The 24,229-nt window shown below is 70.1% G+C and carries 19 protein-coding genes; 14 read left to right on the top strand and 5 right to left on the bottom strand.

Annotation, left to right across the window (positions count from 1 at the left end):
* Window positions 1-40 precede the first annotated feature (40 nt).
* Window positions 41-1,468 carry an N-acetylmuramoyl-L-alanine amidase gene (locus tag AC07OC_RS15490; RefSeq protein WP_218295480.1) on the top strand — a complete coding sequence of 476 codons (1,428 nt, stop codon included), beginning with the start codon at window positions 41-43 and terminating at the stop codon, window positions 1,466-1,468.
* A gap of 115 nt (window positions 1,469-1,583) precedes the next feature.
* Window positions 1,584-1,922, top strand: a complete 339-nt coding sequence (locus AC07OC_RS15485; protein WP_218295481.1) for a cupin domain-containing protein — start codon at window positions 1,584-1,586, stop codon at window positions 1,920-1,922.
* Between the two features lie 235 nt (window positions 1,923-2,157).
* Here the strand turns inward: AC07OC_RS15485 and AC07OC_RS15480 are convergent, their stop codons facing one another.
* Complete coding sequence (locus AC07OC_RS15480) at window positions 2,158-3,723, bottom strand: methyl-accepting chemotaxis protein (RefSeq protein WP_218295482.1); 1,566 nt, start codon at window positions 3,721-3,723, stop codon at window positions 2,158-2,160.
* A gap of 304 nt (window positions 3,724-4,027) precedes the next feature.
* On the opposite strand from AC07OC_RS15480, the gene AC07OC_RS15475 reads away from it, so the two are divergent.
* Window positions 4,028-4,267 (top strand): YMGG-like glycine zipper-containing protein, encoded by a 240-nt coding sequence (locus tag AC07OC_RS15475; protein ID WP_218295483.1) that lies wholly within the window; start codon window positions 4,028-4,030, stop codon window positions 4,265-4,267.
* Between the two features lie 131 nt (window positions 4,268-4,398).
* Here AC07OC_RS15475 and AC07OC_RS15470 read toward each other — a convergent pair whose 3' ends face one another.
* Complete coding sequence (locus AC07OC_RS15470) at window positions 4,399-5,049, bottom strand: DedA family protein (RefSeq protein ID WP_218295484.1); 651 nt, start codon at window positions 5,047-5,049, stop codon at window positions 4,399-4,401.
* Between the two features lie 108 nt (window positions 5,050-5,157).
* Here AC07OC_RS15470 and mutL point away from each other — a divergent pair, with 108 nt between their 5' ends.
* From mutL to AC07OC_RS15455, 3 genes are all read left to right on the top strand, one after another.
* Window positions 5,158-7,203 carry a DNA mismatch repair endonuclease MutL gene (gene mutL / locus AC07OC_RS15465; protein ID WP_492244084.1) on the top strand — a complete coding sequence of 682 codons (2,046 nt, stop codon included), beginning with the start codon at window positions 5,158-5,160 and terminating at the stop codon, window positions 7,201-7,203.
* Window positions 7,204-7,283: 80 nt separating this feature from the next.
* On the top strand, window positions 7,284-7,949 hold the full coding sequence (locus tag AC07OC_RS15460; protein WP_494601653.1) for a PA4824 family protein: 666 nt from the start codon (window positions 7,284-7,286) through the stop codon (window positions 7,947-7,949).
* 122 nt (window positions 7,950-8,071) lie between these two features.
* Complete coding sequence (locus AC07OC_RS15455; protein ID WP_492244086.1) at window positions 8,072-9,148, top strand: phosphotransferase enzyme family protein; 1,077 nt, start codon at window positions 8,072-8,074, stop codon at window positions 9,146-9,148.
* Window positions 9,149-9,263: 115 nt separating this feature from the next.
* Here the strand turns inward: AC07OC_RS15455 and AC07OC_RS15450 are convergent, their stop codons facing one another.
* A complete protein-coding gene (locus tag AC07OC_RS15450; protein ID WP_218295488.1) occupies window positions 9,264-10,427 on the bottom strand; it encodes a glycerophosphodiester phosphodiesterase in 1,164 nt (387 codons plus the stop codon).
* A gap of 244 nt (window positions 10,428-10,671) precedes the next feature.
* Between AC07OC_RS15450 and gdhA the strand changes: the two genes are divergently transcribed.
* Together gdhA and AC07OC_RS15440 are read left to right on the top strand one after the other, a co-directional pair.
* Complete coding sequence (gdhA, locus tag AC07OC_RS15445; RefSeq protein WP_218340175.1) at window positions 10,672-12,015, top strand: NADP-specific glutamate dehydrogenase; 1,344 nt, start codon at window positions 10,672-10,674, stop codon at window positions 12,013-12,015.
* Window positions 12,016-12,153: 138 nt separating this feature from the next.
* The gene (locus AC07OC_RS15440) at window positions 12,154-12,987 is read left to right on the top strand and encodes an alpha/beta hydrolase (RefSeq protein ID WP_218340174.1); all 834 of its coding nucleotides are present in this window, start codon (window positions 12,154-12,156) and stop codon (window positions 12,985-12,987) included.
* Window positions 12,988-13,018: 31 nt separating this feature from the next.
* Here AC07OC_RS15440 and AC07OC_RS15435 read toward each other — a convergent pair whose 3' ends face one another.
* Window positions 13,019-14,314: a serine hydrolase domain-containing protein gene (locus AC07OC_RS15435; RefSeq protein WP_218340292.1), complete on the bottom strand. Its 1,296-nt coding sequence runs from the start codon at window positions 14,312-14,314 to the stop codon at window positions 13,019-13,021.
* A 244-nt stretch (window positions 14,315-14,558) separates the two neighbouring features.
* On the opposite strand from AC07OC_RS15435, the gene AC07OC_RS15430 reads away from it, so the two are divergent.
* From AC07OC_RS15430 to AC07OC_RS15420, 3 genes are read left to right on the top strand one after another with little or no spacing between them, the layout of a single operon-like run.
* Window positions 14,559-15,791: a multidrug effflux MFS transporter gene (locus AC07OC_RS15430; RefSeq protein WP_218295491.1), complete on the top strand. Its 1,233-nt coding sequence runs from the start codon at window positions 14,559-14,561 to the stop codon at window positions 15,789-15,791.
* A 2-nt stretch (window positions 15,792-15,793) separates the two neighbouring features.
* Window positions 15,794-16,801, top strand: coding sequence for a tRNA (adenosine(37)-N6)-dimethylallyltransferase MiaA (gene miaA / locus AC07OC_RS15425; RefSeq protein WP_218340291.1), 1,008 nt, complete (start codon window positions 15,794-15,796; stop codon window positions 16,799-16,801).
* Window positions 16,798-17,454: an ABC transporter ATP-binding protein gene (locus AC07OC_RS15420; RefSeq protein ID WP_218295492.1), complete on the top strand. Its 657-nt coding sequence runs from the start codon at window positions 16,798-16,800 to the stop codon at window positions 17,452-17,454. Before miaA ends, AC07OC_RS15420 begins: the two co-directional genes overlap by 4 nt.
* 15 nt (window positions 17,455-17,469) lie before the next feature.
* Here AC07OC_RS15420 and AC07OC_RS15415 read toward each other — a convergent pair whose 3' ends face one another.
* Entirely contained in the window at window positions 17,470-19,152 is a 1,683-nt protein-coding gene (locus tag AC07OC_RS15415) for a serine hydrolase (protein WP_494601650.1), read from the bottom strand.
* A 142-nt stretch (window positions 19,153-19,294) separates the two neighbouring features.
* Here AC07OC_RS15415 and AC07OC_RS15410 point away from each other — a divergent pair, with 142 nt between their 5' ends.
* From AC07OC_RS15410 to AC07OC_RS15400, 3 genes are all read left to right on the top strand, one after another.
* The gene (locus AC07OC_RS15410; protein WP_494601649.1) at window positions 19,295-21,961 is read left to right on the top strand and encodes an ABC transporter permease; all 2,667 of its coding nucleotides are present in this window, start codon (window positions 19,295-19,297) and stop codon (window positions 21,959-21,961) included.
* Window positions 21,962-22,130: 169 nt separating this feature from the next.
* Window positions 22,131-22,826, top strand: coding sequence for an IPTL-CTERM sorting domain-containing protein (locus tag AC07OC_RS15405; RefSeq protein ID WP_492807270.1), 696 nt, complete (start codon window positions 22,131-22,133; stop codon window positions 22,824-22,826).
* 26 nt (window positions 22,827-22,852) lie between these two features.
* The gene (locus AC07OC_RS15400) at window positions 22,853-23,923 is read left to right on the top strand and encodes a hypothetical protein (protein WP_494601647.1); all 1,071 of its coding nucleotides are present in this window, start codon (window positions 22,853-22,855) and stop codon (window positions 23,921-23,923) included.
* The last annotated feature ends 306 nt before the right edge of the window (window positions 23,924-24,229 follow it).

Below are 24,229 nucleotides of genomic sequence, written 5' to 3'. Positions count from 1 at the left end.
CCCCGGCCTGCCCCCGCGCGCCCCGCACGGGAGGCCCGCGATGAGCCCCGGCAGCGCCAGCGGCACGCCCCAGGCCGCAGCCCGGGGCGTGGCTTCGCGCCGGGCCGTGCTGCAGGCGGGCAGCCTCGTGCTGCTGCTGGGCACGCAGCAGATCGCGCGCGGCGCCACCATCCTGGCCGTGCGCGTCTGGCCCGCGCCCGAATACTCGCGCGTGACCATCGAGTCCGACGGCGCGCTGGTGGCCAAGCAGTTCTTCGTGACCACGCCGCCGCGCCTGGCGGTGGACATCGAGGGCATCGACCTCAGCCCCGAGCTGCGCGAACTGGTCGCCAAGGTCAAGCCGGACGACCCCAACATCGCGGGCATCCGCGTGGGGCAGAACGCGCCCGGGGTGGTGCGCCTGGTGGTGGACCTCAAGCAGCCCGCCATGCCGCAGGTGTTCACGCTGCCCCCCGTGGCGGCGTACCGGCACCGCCTGGTGTTCGACCTTTACCCCGCCGCGCCGGTGGACCCGCTGGAGGCCCTCATCGCGGAGCGCCTGCGCGATGCCCCCGTGACCACGGCCGCCGCCACCCCCAAAGCGCCCACGCCGCCCGCCGAGCACGACCCGCTCGGCGACCTCATCGCGCAGCGCACCACCCGCCCCGTCCCGGCAGAGCACCCGCCCGTGGCGGCGCCCCCGGTGGCGGCCGCCCCGGCCGAAACCACGCGCCCGCCGGGCAACCGGGCCACGTCCACGCACACCGACCGCATCATCATCGTCGCGCTCGACCCCGGCCACGGCGGCGAGGACCCGGGCGCCATCGGCCCCTCGGGCACGCGCGAGAAGGACGTGGTGCTGCGCGTGGCCCACCTGCTGCGCGACCGCATCAACGCCACCACCGTGGGTGGCAATCCCATGCGCGCCTTCCTCACGCGCGACGGCGACTACTTCGTGCCCCTGGGCACGCGCGTGCAGAAGGCCCGGCGCGTGCAGGCCGACCTGTTCGTGAGCATCCACGCCGATGCCTTCACCACGCCGGCCGCGCGCGGCGCCAGCGTGTTCGCGCTGAGCCAGGGCGGCGCCTCCAGCACCGCCGCGCGCTGGCTGGCCAACAAGGAGAACCAGGCCGACCTGGTGGGGGGCATCAACGTGCAGTCCAAGGACCAGCACGTGCAGCGCGCGCTGCTCGACATGAGCACCACCGCGCAGATCAACGACAGCCTCAAGCTCGGCTCCGTGCTGCTGGGCGAGATCGGCGGCATGGCCAAGCTGCACAAGCCGCGCGTGGAGCAGGCGGGCTTCGCGGTGCTCAAGGCCCCCGACATCCCCAGCGTGCTGGTGGAAACCGCCTTCATCAGCAACCCCGACGAGGAAAAGCGCCTGCGCAGCAGCGCCTACCAGGAGCAGCTGGCCGACGCGCTGATGCGCGGCATCACGCGCTACTTCGCCAAGAACCCGCCACTGGCGCGCAGCCGTTCCGTCTAGCCTTGCGCGGACCGCCAAGTGCAGGCAAAGTAGCCTTCATCACCCACGCCCCGGCGTGCAGGCATGTGCTTCCTGCACACCGGCACGCACCGGGGAGGACGGAAGGAGAAACGCCATGGCACTGCCCCACGCCCAATCCGGCCAGATCGTCAGCGTGCGCCCCCTGGGCGACCGCCTGCCCGAGGCCATCACCACCGCCATCCTGAAGGCCGGCCAGCTCGAAGTCATGCGCGTCGTGCTCCCCGTGGGCAAATCCATGAAGGAACACCAGACCCCCGGCGAGGCCACGGTGCAGTGCATCGAGGGCGTGGTCGAGTTCGTCAGCGAGGACGGCATCCAGCAGCTGCATCCCGGCGACTTCGTGCACCTGGCGCCGCGCGCGCTGCATTCGCTCAAGGCGGTGGAGCACGCGTCCCTGCTGGTCACCCTGTGCCTGCTGGCGGGTGGGCGCTGAGGTTTTTTCAGATCCCTGTTTTGGCGTAGCCACTACCCATCGGGCCATGCGCCACCGGCGACGAATGCAACTGGCGCAGCCAGCGCGAGTGCGCCCCGCGCAAGGGCCGCCAAGCCGCGCATGCGGCGCTTCGCTTGCATGCGCTGGGAGCATCTCCCTCCCGGCTCGCACGGCGAGGCGAGGAGGGGCTGAGGGCTGAGGGCCGAGGCACGAATCGACTCAGAGGGAGTTCGCCTCACCGCTCCAGGCGGAACACGCTCACGACCTCCGCAAGCCGCGCCGCCTGGTGCTTGAGGCTGTCGGCGGCGGCGGCGCTCTGCTCCACCAGCGCGGCGTTCTGCTGCGTGACCTGGTCGAGCTGCGTCACCGCCTCGCCGACCTGGCTGATGCCGATGGTCTGCTCGCCCGTGGCGCTGGAGATCTCGCCAATCAGGTCGCTCACCCGCTGGACCTGCGCGACGATGTCTTCCATGCTGTGGCCGGCATCCCCCACCAGCTGGGTGCCGTTTTCCACCTTCTGCACGCTGTCGCTGATGAGCGCCTTGATCTCCTTGGCCGCGGAGGCCGAGCGCTGCGCCAGGCTGCGCACCTCGCTGGCCACCACGGCGAAGCCACGCCCCTGCTCGCCCGCGCGCGCCGCCTCCACCGCCGCGTTGAGCGCCAGGATGTTGGTCTGGAACGCGATGCCGTCGATCACCGCGATGATGTCGGTGATCTTGCGCGACGCGGCCGAGATGTCCTGCATGGTGGCCACCACCTGGCCCACCACCTCGCCCCCCTTCACCGCCGCGGCCGATGCCGCGCCCGCCAGCACGGCGGCGCGCTGCGCGGTGTCGGAGTTGTTCTTCACGGTGCTGGTGATCTGCTCCATGGACGCGGCCGTCTGCTCGAGGTTGCTGGCCTGCTCCTCGGTGCGCTGGCTCAGGTCGGCATTGCCCGAGGCGATCTCGCTGGAGCCGGTGGCGATGGAGTCGCTGCTGTGGCGCACGTCGCCCACGATGCGCACCAGCGATGCCTGCATGGTTTCCATGGCCTGCATCATCTGCGCCACCTCGCCGCGCCCCTGCGCGTGGATGGGCCGCGACAGGTCGCCCTCGCCGATGCGCCGGGCCACCGCGGCCACCTCGCCCAGCGAGCGGCGGATGCGCCGCACCACCACCCAGGACAGCAGCACCAGCAGCGCCAGCCCCGCGATGCCCGCCGCCAGCACGGCGGCGCGGTAGGAGCCGATCAGGCCCGCGGCCTCGGCGGCCTGGTCGGCCGACCGCTGGATCTGGTATTCCACCATCTTGTCCGCGACCGCGTTGTACTGGTTGACCACCGGCACGAAGGTGGACATGGCAAACGACTTGGCCTGTGCCATGTCGCCTGCCTTCTTGAGCGCCAGGGCCTTGTCGCGCGTGGCGAGATACGGCGTGCGCACCGCCGCCAGCTCCTCCTGGATGCGCAGGCCTTCGGGGCTGGTTTCCAGCTCGCTGTAGCGCTTTTGAACCTTGGACGTGTCGGCCGTGGTGGCGGCGATCAGGTCCTTGAAGAAGTTCTGCAGGTCGTCGCCTTCGGACTGCACCACCGAGAACACCCGCGTGGAGTTGACCGCGATGTTGCTGCGCCAGCGCAGGGCCAGCTGCAGGCGTTCGACCTGCTCATTGGCCAGACCGTCCACCGTCCTGCCCAGGTGCTGCACGCGCACCAGGCTCAACGCCAGGATGAGCACGAGCGCCAGGACGGCCACCCCCACGATCAGGCCGATTTGTTGCGCCACCGTCAGCTGCGGGCCCGTGCGGGATGTTTGAGGGTCCATGGTGTGTGTCCTTATACGAATGGATTGCATTAGAAATGATCTGCTGCCGCCCGCCGGTTGGCAACCACCGGCGATGCCACGTAAACCCGCCCCAGGGGGAACGTGATGCCCGCGCCCCACGGGAACCGCCGGCACTTGGCAACGCGGCGGGCGTTTCCCATGAGGTCGCATGTCCTACAGCGGCATCCCACGGCTGCCTACGCGGGGGGCCCGCCGGGCGACGGATAGTGAAGCCACAGGTCCAGCCCGTCTGCAGCCGCAGCCGGACTCCCAGGCCTGATTCCATTCACAAAGGACTCTTGCCATGAAAATCCGTCACATCCTTCTTGCGACCACCTGTACCGCAGCCCTGGCACTGGGTGGTTGCGCTTCGAACCCCACCAGCGCACAGGTGGGCACCGGCGTGGGCGCCGTGGTCGGTGGTGTCGCCGGCAATGCCGTCTTCGGCGGCCCCGCAGGCACGATTGGCGGTGCCGCCGCCGGCGCCCTGATCGGCCATGAGATCGGCGAGGACCGCGATCAGCGCCGGCCTTATCGCCGCTGATCCCCCCGGCCGCCGGACAACCTCCCCTGCGGCCGAACCGGGCTGCCGGTGAGTTCTGCATAAAAGAAGCTGCCAGCGCTTGTCACACAAGCGCTGGCAGCTTTTTTTTCATAGCACCCGTTGATTCAAGGTCAAGGTGCGGTCCTGGCCTGCCGCCCGGCGCGCCAGGCACCAAAGATGGCGATCAGGCCGGGGATGAAGATCATGGCCCAGATGATCTTGTCCAGGTTCTCCTTGACCCAGGCAAAGTTGCCAAAGAAATACCCCGCCGAGCAGATGCCCAGGACCCACAGGAGCGCGCCCCCCACGTTGAACGCGGTGAACTTGGCGCGGCCCATCTCCGCCACACCCGCCACGAACGGTGCGAAGGTGCGGATGAAGGGCATGAAGCGAGCGATCACGATGGTGATGCCGCCATAGCGCTCGTAAAAGTCATGAGCCTGGTTGAACGCACGGCGGTTGAACCAGCGCGAGTTTTCCCACTGGAACACCTTGGGCCCGAAGTAGCGGCCCAGCGAGTAGTTGCACTGGTCGCCCAGGATGGCCGCCGCCAGCAGCACCGCGCAGGCCAGCGGAAAGCTCATCATCCCCGCGCCGCACAGCGCGCCCACGATGAACAGCAGCGAATCGCCCGGCAGGAACGGCATCACCACCAGCCCTGTCTCGACGAACACGATGGCGAACAGCAGGGCGTACACCCACATGCCGTAGGCCTGTACGAAGGCCTCCAGGTACTTGTCCACGTGCAGGATGAAGTCGATGAGAAAAGTGACAAGTTCCATGGAAGGGCGAGTCCGGACACCGGGCAGCAAAAAGGTGGGCGCATTATCCCCATCGGGCCCCGCCCCGGCCCGATACCCCTGCGCGGCCCCCGCCCTAAAATCCCACGGGTGAACGACACCACCCCCCTCCTCGCGGCGGCGCAGCCCGCCACCACCCCCCTCGCCACTGCCCGGCGCCCCATCCGCGACCTGCCCGATGAACTCATCAGCCAGATCGCCGCCGGCGAGGTGGTCGAGCGCCCCGCTTCCGTGGTGCGCGAACTGGTGGACAACGCGCTGGACGCGGGCGCCACGCAGATCACCGTGCGCCTGTCGGCTGGCGGCGTGCGCCTGATCACCGTGGAAGACGACGGCGGGGGCATTCCACACGCAGAATTGCCCGTGGCGCTGCGCCGCCATGCCACCAGCAAGATCACCAGCCTGAACGACCTGGAGACCGTGGCCACCATGGGCTTTCGGGGCGAGGCGCTGGCCGCCATTGCCTCGGTGTCGGAGATGGCCCTGCTCTCGCGCCCGGCGGCGCAACCCAATGCCTTCCTGCTGGACGCACGCAGCGGCGAGCTGCGCCCGGCCGCGCGCAGCACCGGCACCACGGTGGAGGTGAAGGAGCTGTTCTTCTCCACCCCCGCGCGCCGCAAGTTCCTGAAGACCGACGCCACCGAACTCGCGCACTGCATCGAATCGGTGCGGCGCCACGCGCTCGCGCGGCCGGATGTGGGCTTTGCCATCTGGCACGAAGGCAAGCTGGTGGAGCAGTGGCGCGCCACCTTCGTGCCCGGACAGGGGGATGCCCAGGACGCGCTGGCCCGCCGCCTGTCCGACGTGCTGGGCGAGGACTTCGTCACGCAATCCGTGGCCGTGCAGCACCGCGTGGGCCCCGTCACCGTCACCGGCCGCGCGGGCCTGCCCGACGCCGCCCGCTCGCGCCCCGACCACCAGTACTGCTACGTGAACGGCCGCTTCGTGCGCGACAAGGTACTCACCCATGCCGCCCGCAGCGCGTACGAAGACGTGCTGCACGGCCACAAGCAGCCCATCTATGCGCTGTATGTCGAGATCGACCCGGCCCGCGTGGACGTGAACGTGCACCCCACCAAGATCGAGGTGCGCTTTCGGGACAGCCGCGAGGTGCACCAGGCCGTGCGCCATGCCGTGGAAAACGCGCTGGCCGCACCGCGCGCCGCCGCGCTCGCGGCCGTCGCTGCGGCTGCTGCGGGGACAGCCGCGCCAGACGCGGGCGCCACGGCGCAGGGCCCCACCGAGGACTTCAGGCCCAATCAGCCTCCAGCCCTTCACTGGCAAGCGCAGTCAGCTATCAAATTTGAAGAGCGTGGCCACCACGTGGCGGACCTGCAGGCGCTGTGGGGCCCCAGGAGGGAGACCGGGCCCATGGGCCATGACGCGCCAGCCGCCGTGTTGCCCACCGCGGCGCCATCGCAGCCCCTGCCGGGCACGGCCGATGCCCCGCACGGCAACGGCCCTGCGGCCGCCCCCGCCGGCGGCGCGGTGCCCGGCGCCCCTTCCGTGCCGCCAGCGACCGCCCGCGGCCCCGCCGGCAGCGAGACCACCTGGCCCCTGGGCCGCGCGGTGGCCCAGCTGCATGGCGTGTACATCCTGGCCGAGAACGCCCAGGGCATGGTCATCGTGGACATGCACGCCGCCCACGAGCGCATCGTCTACGAGCGCCTCAAGGCCCAGGTGGATGGCGACGCCCGCATCGCCAGCCAGCCGCTGCTGATCCCGGCCACCTTCGCCGCCACGCCCGAGGAAGTGGCCACGGCCGAGGCATCCGCCGAGGTGCTGGCCATGCTGGGCATGGAAGTGGTGCCCTTCTCGCCCAAGACGCTGGCCGTGCGCGCCGTGCCCACCACCCTGGCCCAGGGCGACCCGGTGGAACTGGCCCGCAGCGTGCTGGCCGAACTGGCCGCGCACGACGCCACCACCGTGGTGCAGCGCGCACGCAACGAGATCCTGGGCACCATGGCCTGCCACGGTGCCGTGCGCGCCAACCGCAGGCTCACCATCGACGAGATGAACGCCCTGCTGCGGCAGATGGAAACCACGGACCGGTCGGACCAGTGCAACCACGGGCGGCCCACCTGGCGGCAGCTGAGCATGAAGGAACTGGACGCGCTGTTTCTGCGCGGGCGCTAGCCCCAGCGGCCGGCACCACCACCGCCTGCGACATCGCCCGAGCCCCGTCCTCCAGCCATCGCCCTGTCACCGCGCCGCCCATGACCGACCCCACCGCCCCGCACCTGCTGCTGGCCGCTGCCGCCCTGTGCCTGGTGGCTTTGCCCGCCCATGCGGGGCGCCCCCTGTCGGTGGACGACGCCGGCGTGGACGAGGCAGGCCACGGCCACATCGAAGTGTGGTGGGAAGGCCGGCGCGGCCAGCGTGGCACCGTCTACGCAGCCCCGGCATTCACCCCTGTCGAGGGATGGGAGCTGGGCGCGCTGCTGGGCCGCGACCGGGACGAGCGCCATACCCTGCAAGGCCTGCAGGCCAAATGGCTGTGGAGCCCGGCACAGGAACAGGGCTGCAACGCGGGCAGCAGCGCGGGCATCACCCACCGGCGCCAGAGCCCCGGACAAACCGCCGGCAGCCTGGTGGCGCTGAACCTCATCGGCACCTGCGCGGCGCCCTGGGGCGTGGTCAACGCCAACCTGGGCAGCCAGCGGGAACGCGGGCAATCCTGGCGGGCCACCTGGGGGGCATCGGTGGAGCACGGCTGGGGCGCAGTCACCCCCCATCTGGAAGCCTTTGGCACCCAGCATGGCGCGCCCACCTTCCAGACCTGTGCCCGGTGGGAATGGGCGCCCAGCCGGCAGCTGGACGCCACGATCGGCCGCCAGCAGGGGCGCACCTGGCTGAGCGTGGGATTCGCGCTGGGGTTCTAGGAGCCAGCCCGCGATCTCGCGCCCCCCGAGGCGGGCACCGAAGTGCTTCTTTGGCTGGCCTTAAGGCACGGAGCGCGGCTTTGCCGGCAGAATCGGCCGCCCTGCCCCCAAGGACCCTGCCCATGATGGCCTTCGACGCCCAGTCCATCGCACAAACCACCCCCACGGGCGACGCCATTGCCCGGGCCGTGGCGGCCGGCTGGGCGCTCGGTCCCGTGGAGCACTGCGTGCTGCTGCGGCGCGGCTTCAACCAGGTGTACGAAGTGCGCTTTGCCAGCGGCCAGCACGCCATTGCACGCCTGTGCGCCGAGAGGCCGCGCGGCGCGCCGAACATCGCCTACGAGACCGCCCTGCTGACGCACCTGCGGCGCGAGGGTATCCCGGTCGCCGCCCCGCTGCCGGCGGCCGATGGAAGCTTCAGCGTGGCGCTCGCCCTGCCAGAGGGTGGCCGCGCGCTGCTCCTGTTCGACTTTCTGGCGGGAGATCCCCCCGGCGAGTCGCTGGTGGACATCGAGGCCACCGGCCGGGGGCTGGCCCGGATGCACAACGCCGCACAGGGCTACCACGGCCCGCCAAGCCGCTACACGCTGGACCTCTCCCTGCTGCTCGACGCATCGCTGGAACGCATGCTCGCCGCCCCCACGGTGGACGCGGCGCTGGGACGCGAGTTTGCCGCGCTGGCCGGCGGGCTGCGCCAGCGCTTTGCCGCATGGCCCGACCTCACCCGCGTGCACTGCCACGGCGACTGCCATGGCAGCAACAACTTCATGAGCGACGGACCCGGGCAGGGAGACGAAAGCAGCCGCGTGGCAGCCTTCTTCGACTTCGACGATGCGGGCCCGGGCCTGCTGGCCTACGAGCTGAGCGTGTTCCTGTGGGTGCTGCTGCCGCGCAGCCTGGAAACACCCCTGTCCGCCGCCCTGCGGGAACGCTGGCAGCGCTACCTGGCGGGCTACACCGGCGTGCGCCCCGTACCGCCGCAGGATCTGGCGGCCATTGCGCCCTGCCTGGCGGTGCGCCAGTTCTGGGTGATGGGCGAATACGCGGGCCGTATCCCCGTGTGGGGCACCCAGGCCATGCCCACCCACTGGCTGCGCAAGCAGATCCCGCTGATGCAGGCATGGATGGACCTGCCGACCGCCGAGGGGCTGGTGGCCGCGGCACCGGCCGTGGCCGCGCCCGCCGCACAGGCGCATTGAACGCTGGGGCCCGCCAGGGCGCCCTGGCCCTCCGCCCAGGACAAGGCCCGCGGCGGCGGGCCTTGTCGTGTGGTTTCAGCCTGGCGCCGGGCCAGGGCCCGTGGCCGTTGGCGGATCAGTTGTCCCGCGCCGCCTTGGCGGTGTCCGGGAAGTCGCTGAACACGCCGTCCACACCCAGGTTGTAGAACAGCTTGTACTCGGCCTTGGGGTCGCCCTTGAAGTCCGAGGCCAGGCGCTTGGCCTCGCTGCGGAAGGTGTAGGGGTGCACCATCAGGCCCGCGGCGTGGGCATTCTTCACCACATCGGTGGGCGCCATCATCACGCGGTCGCGTTCGTCGATCTTGCCGTCGCCATTGAGGTCATCGGCCTTGCCGTCCTTGTTGGCGTCCACCTGCTTGGAGGGGATGAGGTACGGCTTCCAGGGGCCGATGCCGTCGGCATAGGTCTTGACCTCCTTGAGGCCCGCGGGGGTGAGCAGGCTGGCGAAGGTGCGCGCGTCGCCGGCCACGGCAAAGTCGTAGGGCTTGTCGTAGGGGGCGGTCAGGTCCATGCTGCCGTCGGGGTTCACGTCGTTCGCGTCCACCAGCTGCACCAGGCGGATCTGCGTCTTGGTGCGCAGGTACTTGAGGTTGGACACCTCGAACGACTGCACGATGACCGGCGAGCTCTTGGCGGTGTAGCCGTACTTGGCCAGCGTGGCGAGCAGGCGGTCTTCCAGCGGCAGGCCCAGCTTGGCATGGAAGGTGGGGTGCTTGGTCTCGGGGTACACGCCCACGGTGCGGCCGGCCTTGGCGCCTTCGTTCTTGGCGAGGTCCAGCACTTCTTCCAGGGTGGGGATCTGGTACTTGCCGTTGTGCGACTGGTCGCGGTCCGACAGGGGCTGGACGGCGCGCAGGGTCTTGATCTCGGCCAGGGTGAAATCCGACACGAACCAGCCCTCTTCCTCCACGCCATCCACCATCTTCTTGGTCTTGCGGCCCGCGAACTCGGCGCGGGTGGACACATCGGTGGTGCCGGTGATGTTGGGTTCGTGGCGCGCCACGAGCACGCCGTCCTTGGTGGCCACCAGGTCGGGTTCGATGAAGTCGGCGCCCATGTCGATGGCCCGCTTGTAGCCCTCGAGCGTATGGTCGGGCAGGTAACCGGCGGCCCCCCGGTGGCCGATCACGAGCGGCTTGTCGCCATTCAGCGTGGGATAGGGGTTGTCATCGTTGCCGCCGCAGGCCGCCAGCGTGGCCAGCAAGGCCAGCGCACCCAACTTCGCACCAGGAATGTGCATGCTCTTCTCCTCGTTGTGTTTAGAACCGCCGAACTGTGGCCGCCGCCTGTGACAAGGCGATGACTCCCGTTTTGCGCGCCGGTGACAGCCCACGCCAGCCCCCCGCCGCACCAACATATGGCAACTCACCCGCCACATTCCCCACCATTGTGCATAGGCATGCGCATAAACGTATAACTTTTGAACATAATTCGATGTTGCAGCGCGCCATTGCCTGCTTTTTGACGCAGAAAGCTTTTTGAACATGAAATACGAGTCCGCAGGCAGCTTCCTTTCCCACGTGGCCCACCGCAATCCGGGTCAGCCCGAATTCCTGCAGGCCGTCACTGAAGTCATGGAAAGCCTGTGGCCGTTCATCGCCCAGCACCCCCGCTATGCCGAGCATGGCCTGCTGGAGCGGCTCGTCGAGCCCGAGCGCATCGTGATGTTCCGCGTGTCGTGGGTGGACGACCATGGCACCGTGCAGGTCAACCGCGGCTACCGCATCCAGCACAGCATGGCGATCGGCCCCTACAAGGGCGGCCTGCGCTTTCACCCCTCGGTGAACCTGTCGGTGCTCAAGTTCCTGGCGTTCGAGCAGACCTTCAAGAACGCGCTGACCACGCTGCCCATGGGCGGCGGCAAGGGCGGCTCCGACTTCGACCCCAAGGGCAAGAGCCCCGGTGAAGTCATGCGTTTTTGCCAGGCCTTCGTCTCCGAGCTGTTCCGCCACGTGGGTGCCGACACCGACGTGCCGGCGGGCGACATCGGCGTGGGCGGCCGCGAGGTGGGCTTCATGGCGGGCATGATGAAGAAACTCAGCAACCGGGCGGACTGCGTGTTCACCGGCAAGGGCCTGTCGTTCGGCGGATCGCTGATCCGCCCCGAGGCCACGGGCTATGGCACCGTGTATTTCGCGCAGGAGATGCTCAAATCCCGGGGCCGCTCGCTCGACGGCATGCGCGTCTCGGTCTCGGGATCGGGCAACGTGGCGCAGTACGCGGTCGAAAAGGCCCTGCAGCTGGGCGCCAAGGTGGTCACCGTGTCGGATTCGAGCGGCACCATCGTGGACGAGGCCGGTTTCACCCCGCAGAAGCTGGCCGAGCTGATGGAGGTGAAGAACCACCTGTATGGCCGCGTGAGCGACTACGCAGCCCGCACGGGCTCCCGCTTCGAGGCCGGTGTGCGCCCCTGGCACGTGCCCGTGGACGTGGCCCTGCCCTGCGCCACGCAGAACGAGCTGGACGCCCAGGACGCCGCCACCCTGATCAGGAACGGCGTGGTCTGCGTGGCGGAAGGCGCCAACATGCCTTCCACCATCGATGCCGCCAAGGCCTTCGAGGCGGCAGGCGTGCTCTACGCCCCCGGCAAGGCCAGCAACGCCGGCGGCGTGGCGACCTCGGGCCTGGAGATGAGCCAGAACGCCGCCCGCCTGTCGTGGCCCCGCGAAGAGGTCGATGCGCGGCTGCTGCAGATCATGCAGGGCATCCATGCCGCGTGCCTGCACTATGGCAAGCGCAGCGACGGCAGCGTGAGCTACGTGGACGGCGCCAATATCGCGGGCTTCGTCAAGGTGGCCGACGCGATGCTGGCGCAGGGCGTGGTCTGACCTTTCTTCGGGAAACGTTTCAGAAGCGGTGAAAAGAAGGGCAGTTGCCGGGCAGTTGGCGGGCTCTGCGGGAAGATGGGCACAAACCCTGCTTTCCGTGCGAGAACTTTCCGGCACGATGGCGACTCTCTCCTTTCCATGAAACGCACCCCCCTCCTGATCTCCCTGGCGCTGGCCATCGCCGTCTCGGCGGGCTGCGCCACCCTCGACGCCAAGCAGCGCGAGTGGATCTTCCAGCCCAGCGACCGCAGCTGGGGCGGCCCCCAGTCCACCGAGGACATGCAGGACGTGTGGATCGATTTCCAGTCCGAGGCCACCGGCCAGCCTGGCCGGCTGCACGGCCTGTGGCTGGCCCATGCGCGCGCGGACGCCCCCGTGATGCTGTACCTGCACGGGGCGCGCTGGAACGTGGCGGGCTCGTCCGGCCGCGTGCGCCGCATGCAGGAACTGGGGTTCTCGGTGCTCGCCATCGACTACCGGGGGTTCGGCCAGAGCAGCGCCGCGCTGCCTTCCGAGGTCACGGCCGGCGAGGACGCCCGCGCCGCCTGGGACTGGCTCGCCCGCCAGGCGCCGGGCACGCCGCGCTACATCTTCGGGCACTCGCTGGGCGGGGCCATCGCCATCGACCTGGCCCGCCAGGTCCCCGACGAGCAGGGCACCATCGTCGAAGGCACGTTCACGAGCATCCCCGAGGTGGTCAGCACCTTCAAATGGGGGTGGCTGCCCGTGTCGGCCCTCATCACCCAGCGTTTCGAATCCGTGCGCAAGGTCTCCGAAATCGGCTCGCCCCTGCTCGTGGTGCATGGCAGCGAAGACAGCCTCATCCTGCCCAGCCTGGGCCGCAAGCTGTACGAGGCGGCGGCCGAGCCCAAGCGGTTTGTGCTGGTGGAGGGTGGTTCGCACCACACCACCAACGCCGTGGGCCAGGGCCTCTACCGCGAGGCCATGGTGGCCCTCTTCAAGCTGAAGTAAGCGCCAAGGTCGAAGCTCAGGCGCTGCAACCTCAGCGCCGCACCGCCTGCGCCAGCGCGGCCCAGGCCTTGAGCGTGAGCGGGTGGGTGAAGCCCGCGCCCGCCACCGGGTGCGACGAGAGCTTGACCACCACCATCTCGGCAGCCGGGTTCACATGGATGAACTGGCCGTGGATGCCCGCGGCCTCCCAGGCGCCATCGGCGTTGTGCAGCACCCACCACTGGTTGCGATAGCTGTAGCCGGGGCGAAACGCCATGCCGCCCATCTTGAACTTCTCGCGGTCGCCGCCTTTGGCGGTATCGTCGATCACGGCCTTGTCAAAAATCTTCTGGCCGTTGTAGCTGCCGCCCAGGCGCAGCATTTCGCCAAACCGCGCCAGGTCGCGCGCCGTGGCATTGAGCCCTGCGCCCTGCAGCGGCGTGCCCACGCTGTCCACCATCACGTGGGCGTCTTCTTCCATGCCCAGCTTCTGCCAGATGTTCTCGCTCATCAGCTCGGCCCAGTGCTTGCCGGTGGCGCGCGAAACAATCCAGCCCAGCACCTCGGAATGCACGGTGCGGTACACAAAACCCGCGCCGTGTTCGCCTTCCTTCTTGAGCGTCTTCAGGAAGTCATACACAGTGGTCGGCCCCTGGTAGCCCGGCGGGCGTGGCAGCATGCCGCTGGACCAGCTGTAGCCAAAAATTTCGGTCGTGGGGTCGGTGTAGACCTCGCGGAAACGCACGGCACCCGTCATGTCCATCACCTCGCGCACCTTCATGTCGCCCCAGGCCGAGTCGGCCAGCTCCGGCACATATTTGGTGACCAGCGCGCTGGGGTCGATCTTGCCCTCGTGCGCCAGTTGCGCGGCCATGAGGCCGGTGAACGACTTGGTGACCGAGAACAGCAGGTGCGGCGTGTACGGCTTCATCTGGTTGTCGTAGCGCTCGTACACCACGCGGCCCTTGTGCACCACCACCAGCGCATCGGTGTAGGTGCGGGTGAGCCACTGGTCCACCGTGATGGGCTGCCCCTTGTCGTCATCAAACACCACGCCGCCCAGGGGCTTGGGGTCTGCAGGCAGGGCCGATGCAGCCGCCCCACCCCGGCGGATGTTGTGCGTGGGCTGCAGCTCGCGCAGGTGCTGCAGCGCCCAGCGCATTTGGGGGTACTTGAAAGAATTGCTCAGGTCCACACGCTGCGCGCCCTCGGGCGGGAAGGTGGTCATGTAGCCCAGCTTGTCCAGCGTCACGCTCTCTGGCGCGGGCAGGGCCGGGGCCTGTGCCTGGGCGGCCAGGGCGGTGCCCAGGGCGGCCAGCGCCAGCGCACTGCGCAGCCGGGTGGTCATGGCGGGGCGCCAGCCCTGGGACCCTCGGCGGGTTGTGATCTTGTGCATGGGATGTCTCCTGGCTTGTTGTGTTGTGTGTTGTTGTGCGGCGGCCTGGGTCCGGCCAGCCGCACCACCATGGTGCTGCGCCACCGGCCCCGCGCCCTGTCACCCGCGCGACGCGCGTCACACACCAACTCTCACCATCTCTCACAAGCCCCGCCCGGCAAGGCGCCCATGCCCCATCTGGTACCCTCAGACAGATATGTCTGCCCCCTCCGCCACCGCCGTGCCGACGGCTGCTTCCGCCTCCATCCAGCCCGGCCTGGCCATCCTGGTGCTCGCGCTGCTGCTCTCCATCCAGCCCGTCACCACCGACCTGTACCTGCCCGCCCTGCCCGCCCTCACGCGCAGCCTGGGCGCACCCATGGCGGCCGCGCAGCTCACGCTCAGCGGCCTGCTGCTGGCGTTTGGCTGCTCGCAGATGGTATGGGGGCCGCTGTCGGACCGCTTCGGACGCAGGCCCATCCTGCTGGCGGGGCTCGGCATCTACACCCTGGCTTCGCTGGGCAGCGCATTTGCACCCACCATGGCGCTGCTCATTGTGTGGCGCATCGCCCAGGGCGCCGCGATGGGCGCGGTGGTGATGTGCGCGCGGGCCATCGTGCGCGACCTGTACACGCCGCTCGACGGCGCGCGCGCCATGTCCAAGGCGCTCACGGGGCTGGGCATCGTGGCCTGCATCTGCGCGCCCATGGGCGGGCTGCTCAGCGAATGGCTGGGCTGGCGCGCGGCGCTGCTGGCGCTCACGGTGTATGCCGTCGTCACGCTGGCCCTGGTGGCGCTGCGCATGCCCGAGACCCTGGCGCGGCGCAACCCGCAGGCACTGCAGCCGCGCGTGCTGCTGGGCACCTGGATGCAGGTGCTGCGCCACCCCACCTTCTGGGCGTTCTCGCTGCAGACCACGGCCACCTACGGCGGCCTGTTCACCTTCCTGGCAGCCTCTTCGTTCGTCTACATCGACGTGCTGGGCCTCACCCGCACGCAGTACGGCTGGACCATGGCGTCTGCCTGCCTGGCCTACTTTGGCGGCACCTTCCTGTGCCGCAGCCTGCTGGCCCGCTTCGGCCTGCAGCGCACGGTGGCCATCGCGGGGGCACTGAGCATCAGCGGCGGCACGCTGATGGCGCTGGTGGCGCACCTGGGCTGGCACCAGCCCTGGGCGCTGACCTTGCCCTTCTATCTCTTCATGCTGGGCCACGGCATCCACCAGCCCTGCGGGCAAAGCGGCGCTGTCGGCCCGTTTCCGCAGGCGGCGGGCGTGGCGTCGGCGCTCAATGGTTTCATGATGATGCTGGCCGCCTTTGCCATCGGCGGCTGGCTGGGCGCGCGCCTGGACGGCACCGTGTGGCCCCTGGTCAACGGCATCTGGTTCTGGTCGGCCGCGCTGGCGCTCATCTCGTGGACGCTGGTGCAGAAGTTCGGAGCCCGCGCGTGACCCTGCCCGAGCCCCTGCTGCCCGCCATCGCCCTGGCAGGTCCCACGGCTTCCGGCAAGACGGCGGGCGCGCTCGCGCTGGCCGCCGTGCTGGGCAGCCAGGGCGTGCCGGTGGAGATCATCAGCGTCGACTCCGCCCTGGTCTACCGGGGCATGGACATCGGCACCGCCAAGCCCGCCCCCGAGGAACGCGCCGCCGCGCCGCACCACCTCATCGACATCCGCGACCCGCTGCAGGCCTACAGCGCGGCCGAGTTCGTGCAGGACGCGGCGCGGCTCATCGGCGAGATCCGCGGGCGCGGCGCGCTGCCCCTGCTGGTGGGCGGCACCATGCTGTACTTCAAGGCGCTGTTCGACGGCATCGACGACATGCCCGCCGCCGACCCCGCCGTGCGCGCGCGGATCGAAGCGCGGGCCACCGAACTGGGCTGGCCCGCGCTGCATGCGGAACTGGCGGCGGTCGACCCCGTGACCGCCGCCCGCCTGGCGCCTGCCGACAGCCAGCGCATCCAGCGCGCGCTGGAGGTGTGGCATGTCTCCGGCCAGCCCCTGTCGAGCTTTCACACTACAAAAAAGAGAGCTGCAGGCGCAGATCCAGCAAGCGCTACAGCCCTCTTTTCCTTGGAACCGGAGGACCGCGCCTGGCTCCACGCCCGGATTGCCCAGCGCTTTGACGCCATGCTCGCTGGAGGTTTCCTCGACGAAGTGCGGGCCCTGCGCGCGCGCGGCGACCTGCATCCGGACCTGCCCTCCATGCGCTGCGTGGGCTACCGCCAGGCGTGGGAAGAGCTGGACTTCCAGGCCACCCGCGCACCCGGCACGCCCCTGAACCTGGCCCACCTGCGCGAGCGCGGCATTGCCGCCACGCGCCAGCTCGCCAAGCGCCAGATCACCTGGCTACGCGGCATGCCGGGGCGCCACACCATTGCGTGCGACCAGCCCGACGCCACGGCCCGGCTCGTGCAGGCCGTGCTGCGGCGGCTCGCGCAGCGCGAGCAGGCCACGCCATGACGCTGCTGCGCGCCGAACAGCTGGGCAAGCGCTACGGCGACACGCCGGTCTTCGCCCAGGTGCAGTTCACCGTGGCGCCCGGCGAATTCGTGGCCATCGTGGGCGACTCGGGCGTGGGCAAGTCCACCCTGCTCAACTGCCTGGCCGGGCTGGACAGCTGGGACACCGGCCGCATCACCCACGGCACCACCGACCTGGGCGAGCTCGACGACACGGGGCGCGCCCTGTGGCGCCGCGCCCACGTGGGCTTTGTCTTCCAGGCCTTCCACGTGCTGCCGCACCTGGACGTGGCGCAGAACGTGGCCCTGCCGCTGATGCTGCTGGGCCGCAACGACCCGGCGCGTGTTCAGCAGATGCTGGACGCCGTCGACATGGGCGCACTGGGCGCGCGCCTGCCGCAACAACTGAGCGGCGGACAGCTACAGCGCGTGGCCATCGCCCGCGCGCTGGTCCATCGCCCCGCCCTGCTGCTGGCCGACGAACCCACCGGCAACCTCGACCCCACCACCGCCGCCCGCGTGATGGACCTGCTGCTCGCGCAGACACGCGGGCATGGCGCGTCGCTGGTGCTGGTCACGCATTCGGACGCCGCTGCGGCCCGCGCCGACCGGGTGCTGCGGCTGCGCAGCGACGGCATCAGCGCGAGCGGCTGACCCGCAACACCCGCATCACGGTTCGAGGCGGGGCGCGCGGAAGCGCCCGTTCTGGTGCAGCACCACGGCACGCACCTCGCCGCTGGAATAACGCTCGAACTCCAGTTCCGCCCGCACCGCGTCGTACGCAAACCGGTCCTGCTGGCCGGGAAGCGGGTACACCGTGTAGCGCGGTTGGGAGCCCAGGCGCACCTGCAGGCGGCCACCCGTGGCCTGCACATCCAGCACATTGCCGCCGCGCAGGCGGTAGCGGCCCAGGTACGGGGCCAGCACCTCGTCCGACTGTGGCGGCGCAAGGCCAACCAGCGGTTCCTCTGCACGCAGGGCCGTCAAGCGCGCGCCAAAACGCGTGTAGCGCAGCACCGCGGGCCGCCCTTCCTTGTCGCGCTCGAAGCGCAGCTGCCGGCCCGATGCGGGCTGCGTGAAGGCGTCGGGCCCCAGCACCTGCAGCGGCTCGAACACACCGCCAGTGGGCCGCAGCTGCAGCTGGCCATCCACCAGGGCCAGGCTCAGGGCCACCGCAGGCGACGCGCGGTAGACCCCTTCGTACGGCGCCAACGCAGCCGCGTCGGTGGCGGGCTGGCCGGGCGGCACGGGGTAGCGCAGCGCCAGCAGCGGCGTCATCACATCCTGCTGCGCGGCCCGTGCGTTGGCCACCAGGGCGATCACCGCCTCGCCCCGGTCGGGTGCCAGCAGCCATACGCTGCGAAAGCCCCCCGTGCCGCCGCCATGCAGCCAGGTGCGCAGCCCGTCGCGCTCGCGCAGCATGATGGCGTAGCCGATCTGGCCGCCGTCGTGGTCCGCCAGCGGCGTGAGCAGGCGCTCGGCCGCCGGGCCCAGAGGCCCCCGCGCGCCGGCCAGCAGCGCGCGGCTGAACACCAGCATGTCGGCCGCCGTGGAGCGCAGGGCCCCCGCACCGGCAAAGGCATCGAACTCCCACACCGACACCGGCGTCTCGCCTTCATGTGGCGCAGCCAGGCGCGGCGCCTTGCCGCCCAGCGACTGCACCGTGTCCTGCATGCCCAGCGGGCCGGTGATGCGCTCGTGCACGAGCGTGGCCCAGGGCTGGCCATAGCGCTGCGCCAGCACCTCGCCCAGCACCGCAAAGCCAAGGTTGCTGTACACGCCCGCGCACGGCGGCGACTGCGCCAGGCGTGCATCGGCCAAAGCCTGCCACAGGCGGGGGCGGTCGTAGCGCAGATAGGGGTTGGCGGCGTCCGAATCGCGGCGGAAGTCCGCCGGCAGGCGTGGCAGGCAGGAGGTGTGCGTGACCAGCTGGCGCAGGGTGATGGCGGCCACCGGGACGGGCAAGGACGGCGCCAGTGCGGGCGTGCCATTGAGCAGCCCGCCCAGCGTGTCGTCCAGCGCCATGTCGCCGCGCTCCACCGCCTGCGCCAGCAGCAGGCCGGTGAACACCTTGCTGATCGAGCCCACCTCGAACAGCGCCTGGGCAGGTGCTTCTGCCACACGGTTGCGGGCCGTGCCGAAACGGGCCTGGCCACCGTGCCATACCCCCACTTCGGCGGCGCCGCGCAACGGGCCCAGCGCGGCAGCGGCCATGGTGTCCGCGGGTCCCGACCAGTCGAAGCCTGGCGGCGGGGCGGCATGTCCCGCCAGCGCCATCCACAGCACTCCCGAGGCGAGGATGTGCCGCGCCAGGCGGGACGCCGGGAGAAGGGTTCCATCACAGCATGCCATTCCATCGCCTCCCTGAGCGGCACCACGGGGCGGGTGCCATGGCGGCATGGTCGCATGCGCTGGCTGTGGGCCAGCTTAAGGGCGCGGTGTTCCCGGATCCTTTTCAATGCGTTCGGGCAAGGCCAGGCCGCACAATCCCGCCATGCTCGCACTGCTTCGCACCTTCTCCTGGCAGGATCTGCGCCACCATCCCTGGCGCAGCGCGGCGGCCGTGACCGCGGTGATGCTGGGCGTGGCGCTGGCCTTCGCGGTGCATGTGATCAATGCGTCCGCGCTGGAAGAGTTCTCGCAGGCGGTGCGGGCGGTCAACGGCCAGCCCGACCTGGAGCTGCGCGCCATGCAGGGCAGCCTGCCCGAGGCGTTGTACGGGCAGCTCGCCACCCATCCTCAGGTGGCGCGGGCCAGTCCGCTGCTGGAGCTGGCGGCGGTGGCACGGGCCGCCGTGCGGCAGGATGCCGAAGCGCCGCCAGTGCCCCCGCAGTCCGGCACGCCGCTGCGGGTGCTGGGCGCCGATGCGCTGCTGGTGCCCACGATGGCGCCGGCGCTGATGCCCCGGCCGTGGCCGGGCGCCGATCGCCTCGCGGTCTTCGCCCCCGCCACGGTGTTCCTCAACGCCGCCGCGCTCCAGGCGCTGGGGCTGCCAGCAATCCCCACCGGCCCTGCGCCGCGGCTGTTGCTGCAGGCCGGCCTGCGGCAGTGGACGGTGCACGTGGCTGGTACGGTGGCGGCCGGCGGCGCCCCCTTGGCGGTGATGGACATCGGCGCCGCGCAGGACCTGTTTGGCCGCACGGGGCAGTTGAGCCGCATCGACATCCAGCTGCAGCCCGGCACGGACCGCAGCGCCTGGGAGCAGGCCGTGCGCGCCCTGCCGGGCTGGCCCGCCGATGTGGTGTTCGCCCAGCCAGGCGACGCGGCCCAGCGCATCGGCAACCTCTCGCGCGCCTACCGGGTGAACCTCACCGTGCTGGCGCTGGTGGCGCTGTTCACGGGGGCGTTCCTGGTGTTCTCGGTGCTGGCGCTCAGCGTGGCGCAGCGCGCGCCGCAGTTCGCGCTGCTGGCCGTGCTGGGCGCAACGCCGCGCCAGCGCCTGTGGCTGGTCCTGGCCGAGTCTGCCACGCTGGGGCTGGTGGGCAGCGCCGCCGGCATCGCACTGGGCTCGGCCCTGGCCGCCGCCGCGCTGCGGCTGCTGGGCGGCGACCTGGGCGGCGGCTACTTCGCGGGCGTGCAGCCCGCGCTGCAATGGAGCGCCCCGGCGGCCCTGGCCTATGGTGCCCTGGGCGTGGTGGCCGCGCTGGTGGGCGGCTGGTGGCCCGCGCGCGCCGCGCAGGCGCTGCCGCCCGCGCAGACGCTCAAGGGCCTGGGCACGGCATCCCAGCAATCCGCCAATGGCGCGATGGGACTCATCTTGACCGCAACGGGTGCGCTGCTGGCCATGGCGCCACCTGTTTTTGGCATACCGCTGGCGGCCTATGCGGCCATCGGCCTGCTGCTCGTCGGCGGCATTGCCCTGCTGCCCTGGGGCATGGCCTGGCTGCTGCGCCGCCTGCAGCCGCTGGCCGCACGCCATGCCCTGCCACTGCTGGCGGTGGAGCGTGCGCGGCGCATGCGCGGCACGGCGGCCATCGCCGTGGGGGGCGTGGTGGCCAGCCTGAGCCTGGCGGTCGCACTGACGGTGATGGTGTCGAGCTTTCGCGGCTCGGTCACGCAGTGGCTGGACGCGGTGCTGCCCTCGCCCCTGTATGTGCGCCCGGCCATCAACGCCCCGGGCAGCGACGCCGCGCTGCTGCCCGCCGGCTTTGCGGAGGCGGTCGCCCAGCTGCCCGGGCTGGAGCGCGTTCAACCCCTGCGGGCCAGTCCGCTGCAGCTCGATGCCGCCCGTCCCGCGCTCACGGTCATCAGCCGCCCGCTGGGCAATGATCCCGCGCGCCAGCTGCCCCTGGTGGGCGATGCGCTGCCCGTGCCCGCGGGGTACACCGGGGTGTACGTGAGCGAGGCGGTGGTGGACCTGTATGGCATGCGCCCGGGCATGGAATGGCCAGCCCTCTCCAGGGCTTTCAGCCCTCCCGCCCTTGGTGATAAAGCGCAGGAAGCTATCTTTTATATAGCAGGCGTCTGGCGCGACTATGCCCGGCAATCGGGCGCAGTGGTGATGGACCGTGCGGTCTGGCTGCGCCTGACCGGTGATGCCCGCACCAGCGATCTGGCCCTGTGGCCCCGTGAAGGGGCCGATCTGCAGGCCTTGCAGGAATCCATCCAGGCCGTGGCCGCAGCGCATGCCGGCGAACCCCGGAGGGCGGGTGCGGCGGACGCCGCGCCCCTGGCTGACTTGCAGCCGGCGGCGCTGGTGGAGTTCGTCTCCTCCGGCACGATCCGCGCGCGCTCGCTGCGCATCTTCGACCGCAGCTTCGCGGTCACCTATTGGCTGCAGGCGGTGGCGATCGGCATCGGGCTCTTTGGCGTGGCCGCCAGCTTCAGCGCCCAGATCCTGGCGCGCCGCAAGGAGTTCGGCCTGCTCGCGCACCTGGGCCTCACGCGCCGCCAGATCCTGGCCGTGGTGGCCGGCGAAGGCGCCGCCTGGACGGGTGTGGGCGCGATGGCGGGCCTGCTGCTGGGCCTGGCCGTGTCGGTGGTCCTGGTGCACGTGGTCAACCCGCAGAGCTTTCACTGGACCATGGACCTGGCGGTTCCGGTGGGTCGGCTGGGCGCCCTGTGCATGGCCGTGGCCGCATCCGGCACCCTCACGGCGTGGCTCGCTGGACGCGCCGCGGCGGGAAGGGATGCCGTTCTGGCGGTAAAGGAAGACTGGTAGCCGACTGTTAAATATTGTTTGCAATCATTGCAAATATTGATGATCATCCACCATCAAACAAGCGCCTCGGGATTCGCCAGCCCCGGTCCAGTGCCGGATCGCAGCCAGTCCCGCCAACATCAGATGCGCCGAGCTCTTGGTTCAAGGGTGCAGACGCAGAGGGAGATCCATGAAATCGATAGTCCGCCAACTGGCCGCCATGGCCATGCTTTGCTGTGGCCTGGCCGCACCCGCCTGGGCACAACTCATCATTCCTTCCGGAGGTTCGTTCGACGTGCCGGGTGGCTCCATGGACTTGGGGTGCCTCTCCGTGGAGGTGGAGGGCTCGCTGAACATCATCGCGGGCCAGTTCTCGACCACCAGCAACCTCAATGTGGCAGGCACCGGCACCTTCAACGGAGGCTCCGGCGTGCTCGCGGTGGGCGGTGACCTGAGCAGCACCGGCACCTTCAACGCCGGGAATGGCACGGTGGCCCTCACGGACGGCTGCACCGGCAACACCAGCCAGCTGTCAGGCACCATGGTCTTCCAGAACCTGACTCTGTCCAGCGCCACAGGCCGCACCTTTGTCATCCCCGCAGGCACCAACATCACCGTGCTCGGCACCCTGACGCTGCAGGGCGCACCAGGGCAGAACATCCAGTTGGTCTCCTCGGGCGGCGGCACGGCAGTCATCAACCTGGCCCCCGGCGCCACGGTGAACCAGAGCTTCGCCTCCGTGGCAGGCAACGTGCAGATCGGTGGCGCAGCGGTTGCCACCAGCATCCCCACGCTGAGCGAGTATGGCCTGATGCTGCTGGCACTGTTGATGGGCATGGCGGCCTTCTGGCAGCACCGCCGCAGCCGCGCAGCGCAGCGCATTTGATTGATTGAGGCCAGGAACACCACACAATGAAATACCGCTTCCACTCCCTGCCTCTGATCGTTGCCCTGGGCGCCGTCTACGCCGCGCACAGCCCCACGGCCCTGGCCGCCGACATCTCCGCCACCGTGCCCAGCGGCGGCGGGTTCGTGATCAAGAACTCCACCGGCACCCAGGAGCACTTTCGCGTGCAGGACGGCGGCGAAGTGCGGGCCCCTGGCCTGCTCGGCGCAACACCCAACAACAATCTCACCTGCTTTGACGGGCCCACCGGCCGCCTGGGGCCCTGTGCAGGGGGCATCGGTACCGGGGCGACTGGTGCCACCGGGCCCACGGGACCTGCCGGTGCAACCGGCGCCACCGGGGCAGGAGCCACTGGCGCCACGGGCGCAACAGGGCCGACGGGCACCACCGGCCCCACGGGTGCCGCTGGCCCCACCGGAGCCACCGGAGCGGACAGCGCCGTGCCTGGCCCCCAGGGCATCCAGGGGATCCAAGGCCCGGTCGGCCCCACCGGAGCAAACAGCGTGGTGCCCGGGCCACAGGGCATCCAGGGGACTCCAGGGATTCAAGGCGCCACAGGCCCCACGGGTGCGACCGGCGCCACGGGAGCTGCCGGCGCATCGAGCGGTGGCGTAGTGGTTCAAGACAGCAACGGCGCCAACCTTGGCACCGTCATCGACGTGTCGGTGAGCAGCCAGTCCTATGTGGCCTTCCTGACCTCCACAAAACACTACGTCAAGCTGCGCTTCAATGGGACGATTCAGAACGAATCTTCCATCTACTTCACTTCTAGCGACTGCACGGGCACGCCGTATGGTGGCAGTGGGGGCACTTCGGGCAACCAGCGTTTTGCGAAAACCGTGGTCTACCGCACGACAGGGCAGCTCTACACCCTGGCCAACCCTGACGCCAATGGCCTGGCCACTCCCGTTTCGCAGGCCACGCTGGGTATCACCGTGGCCTCCATCGAGGACAACGTGTCGGGGGCTTGCAATTCGTCGGTCTCTACCCAGCACATGTTCCCGCTGACCTTGGTCGCGCCCGCCGCCGTGGGGCTGCCGGCCAGCATAGCAGCACCACTTTCGTTCACGCCCTGAGTGCCACGAGCACGCAGACAAGACAGGCGGTTCATAGAAGCGTTCCATCAGTGAAGTCCCCCAGCACACGGTAGGGTGTCGGCCTCCAAAGGTCCATGGCGCCTCACGAATCTCCACCTCTTACTCCCGCCTGCCATGAAGCTCAGATACCAGCCACTTCTTGTCGCCCTGGGCACAGCCTACGCCCTGCACAGCCCCACGGTCCTGGCCGCCGACATCTCCGCCACCGTGCCCAGCGGCGGCGGGTTCGTGATCAAGAACTCCACGGGCACCCAGGAACGCTTCCGCGTGCAGGACAGCGGCGAA

This window comes from Acidovorax sp. GW821-FHT10E04 (assembly GCF_059415185.1).
This window is presented reverse-complemented; position numbering and strand designations above follow the sequence as displayed.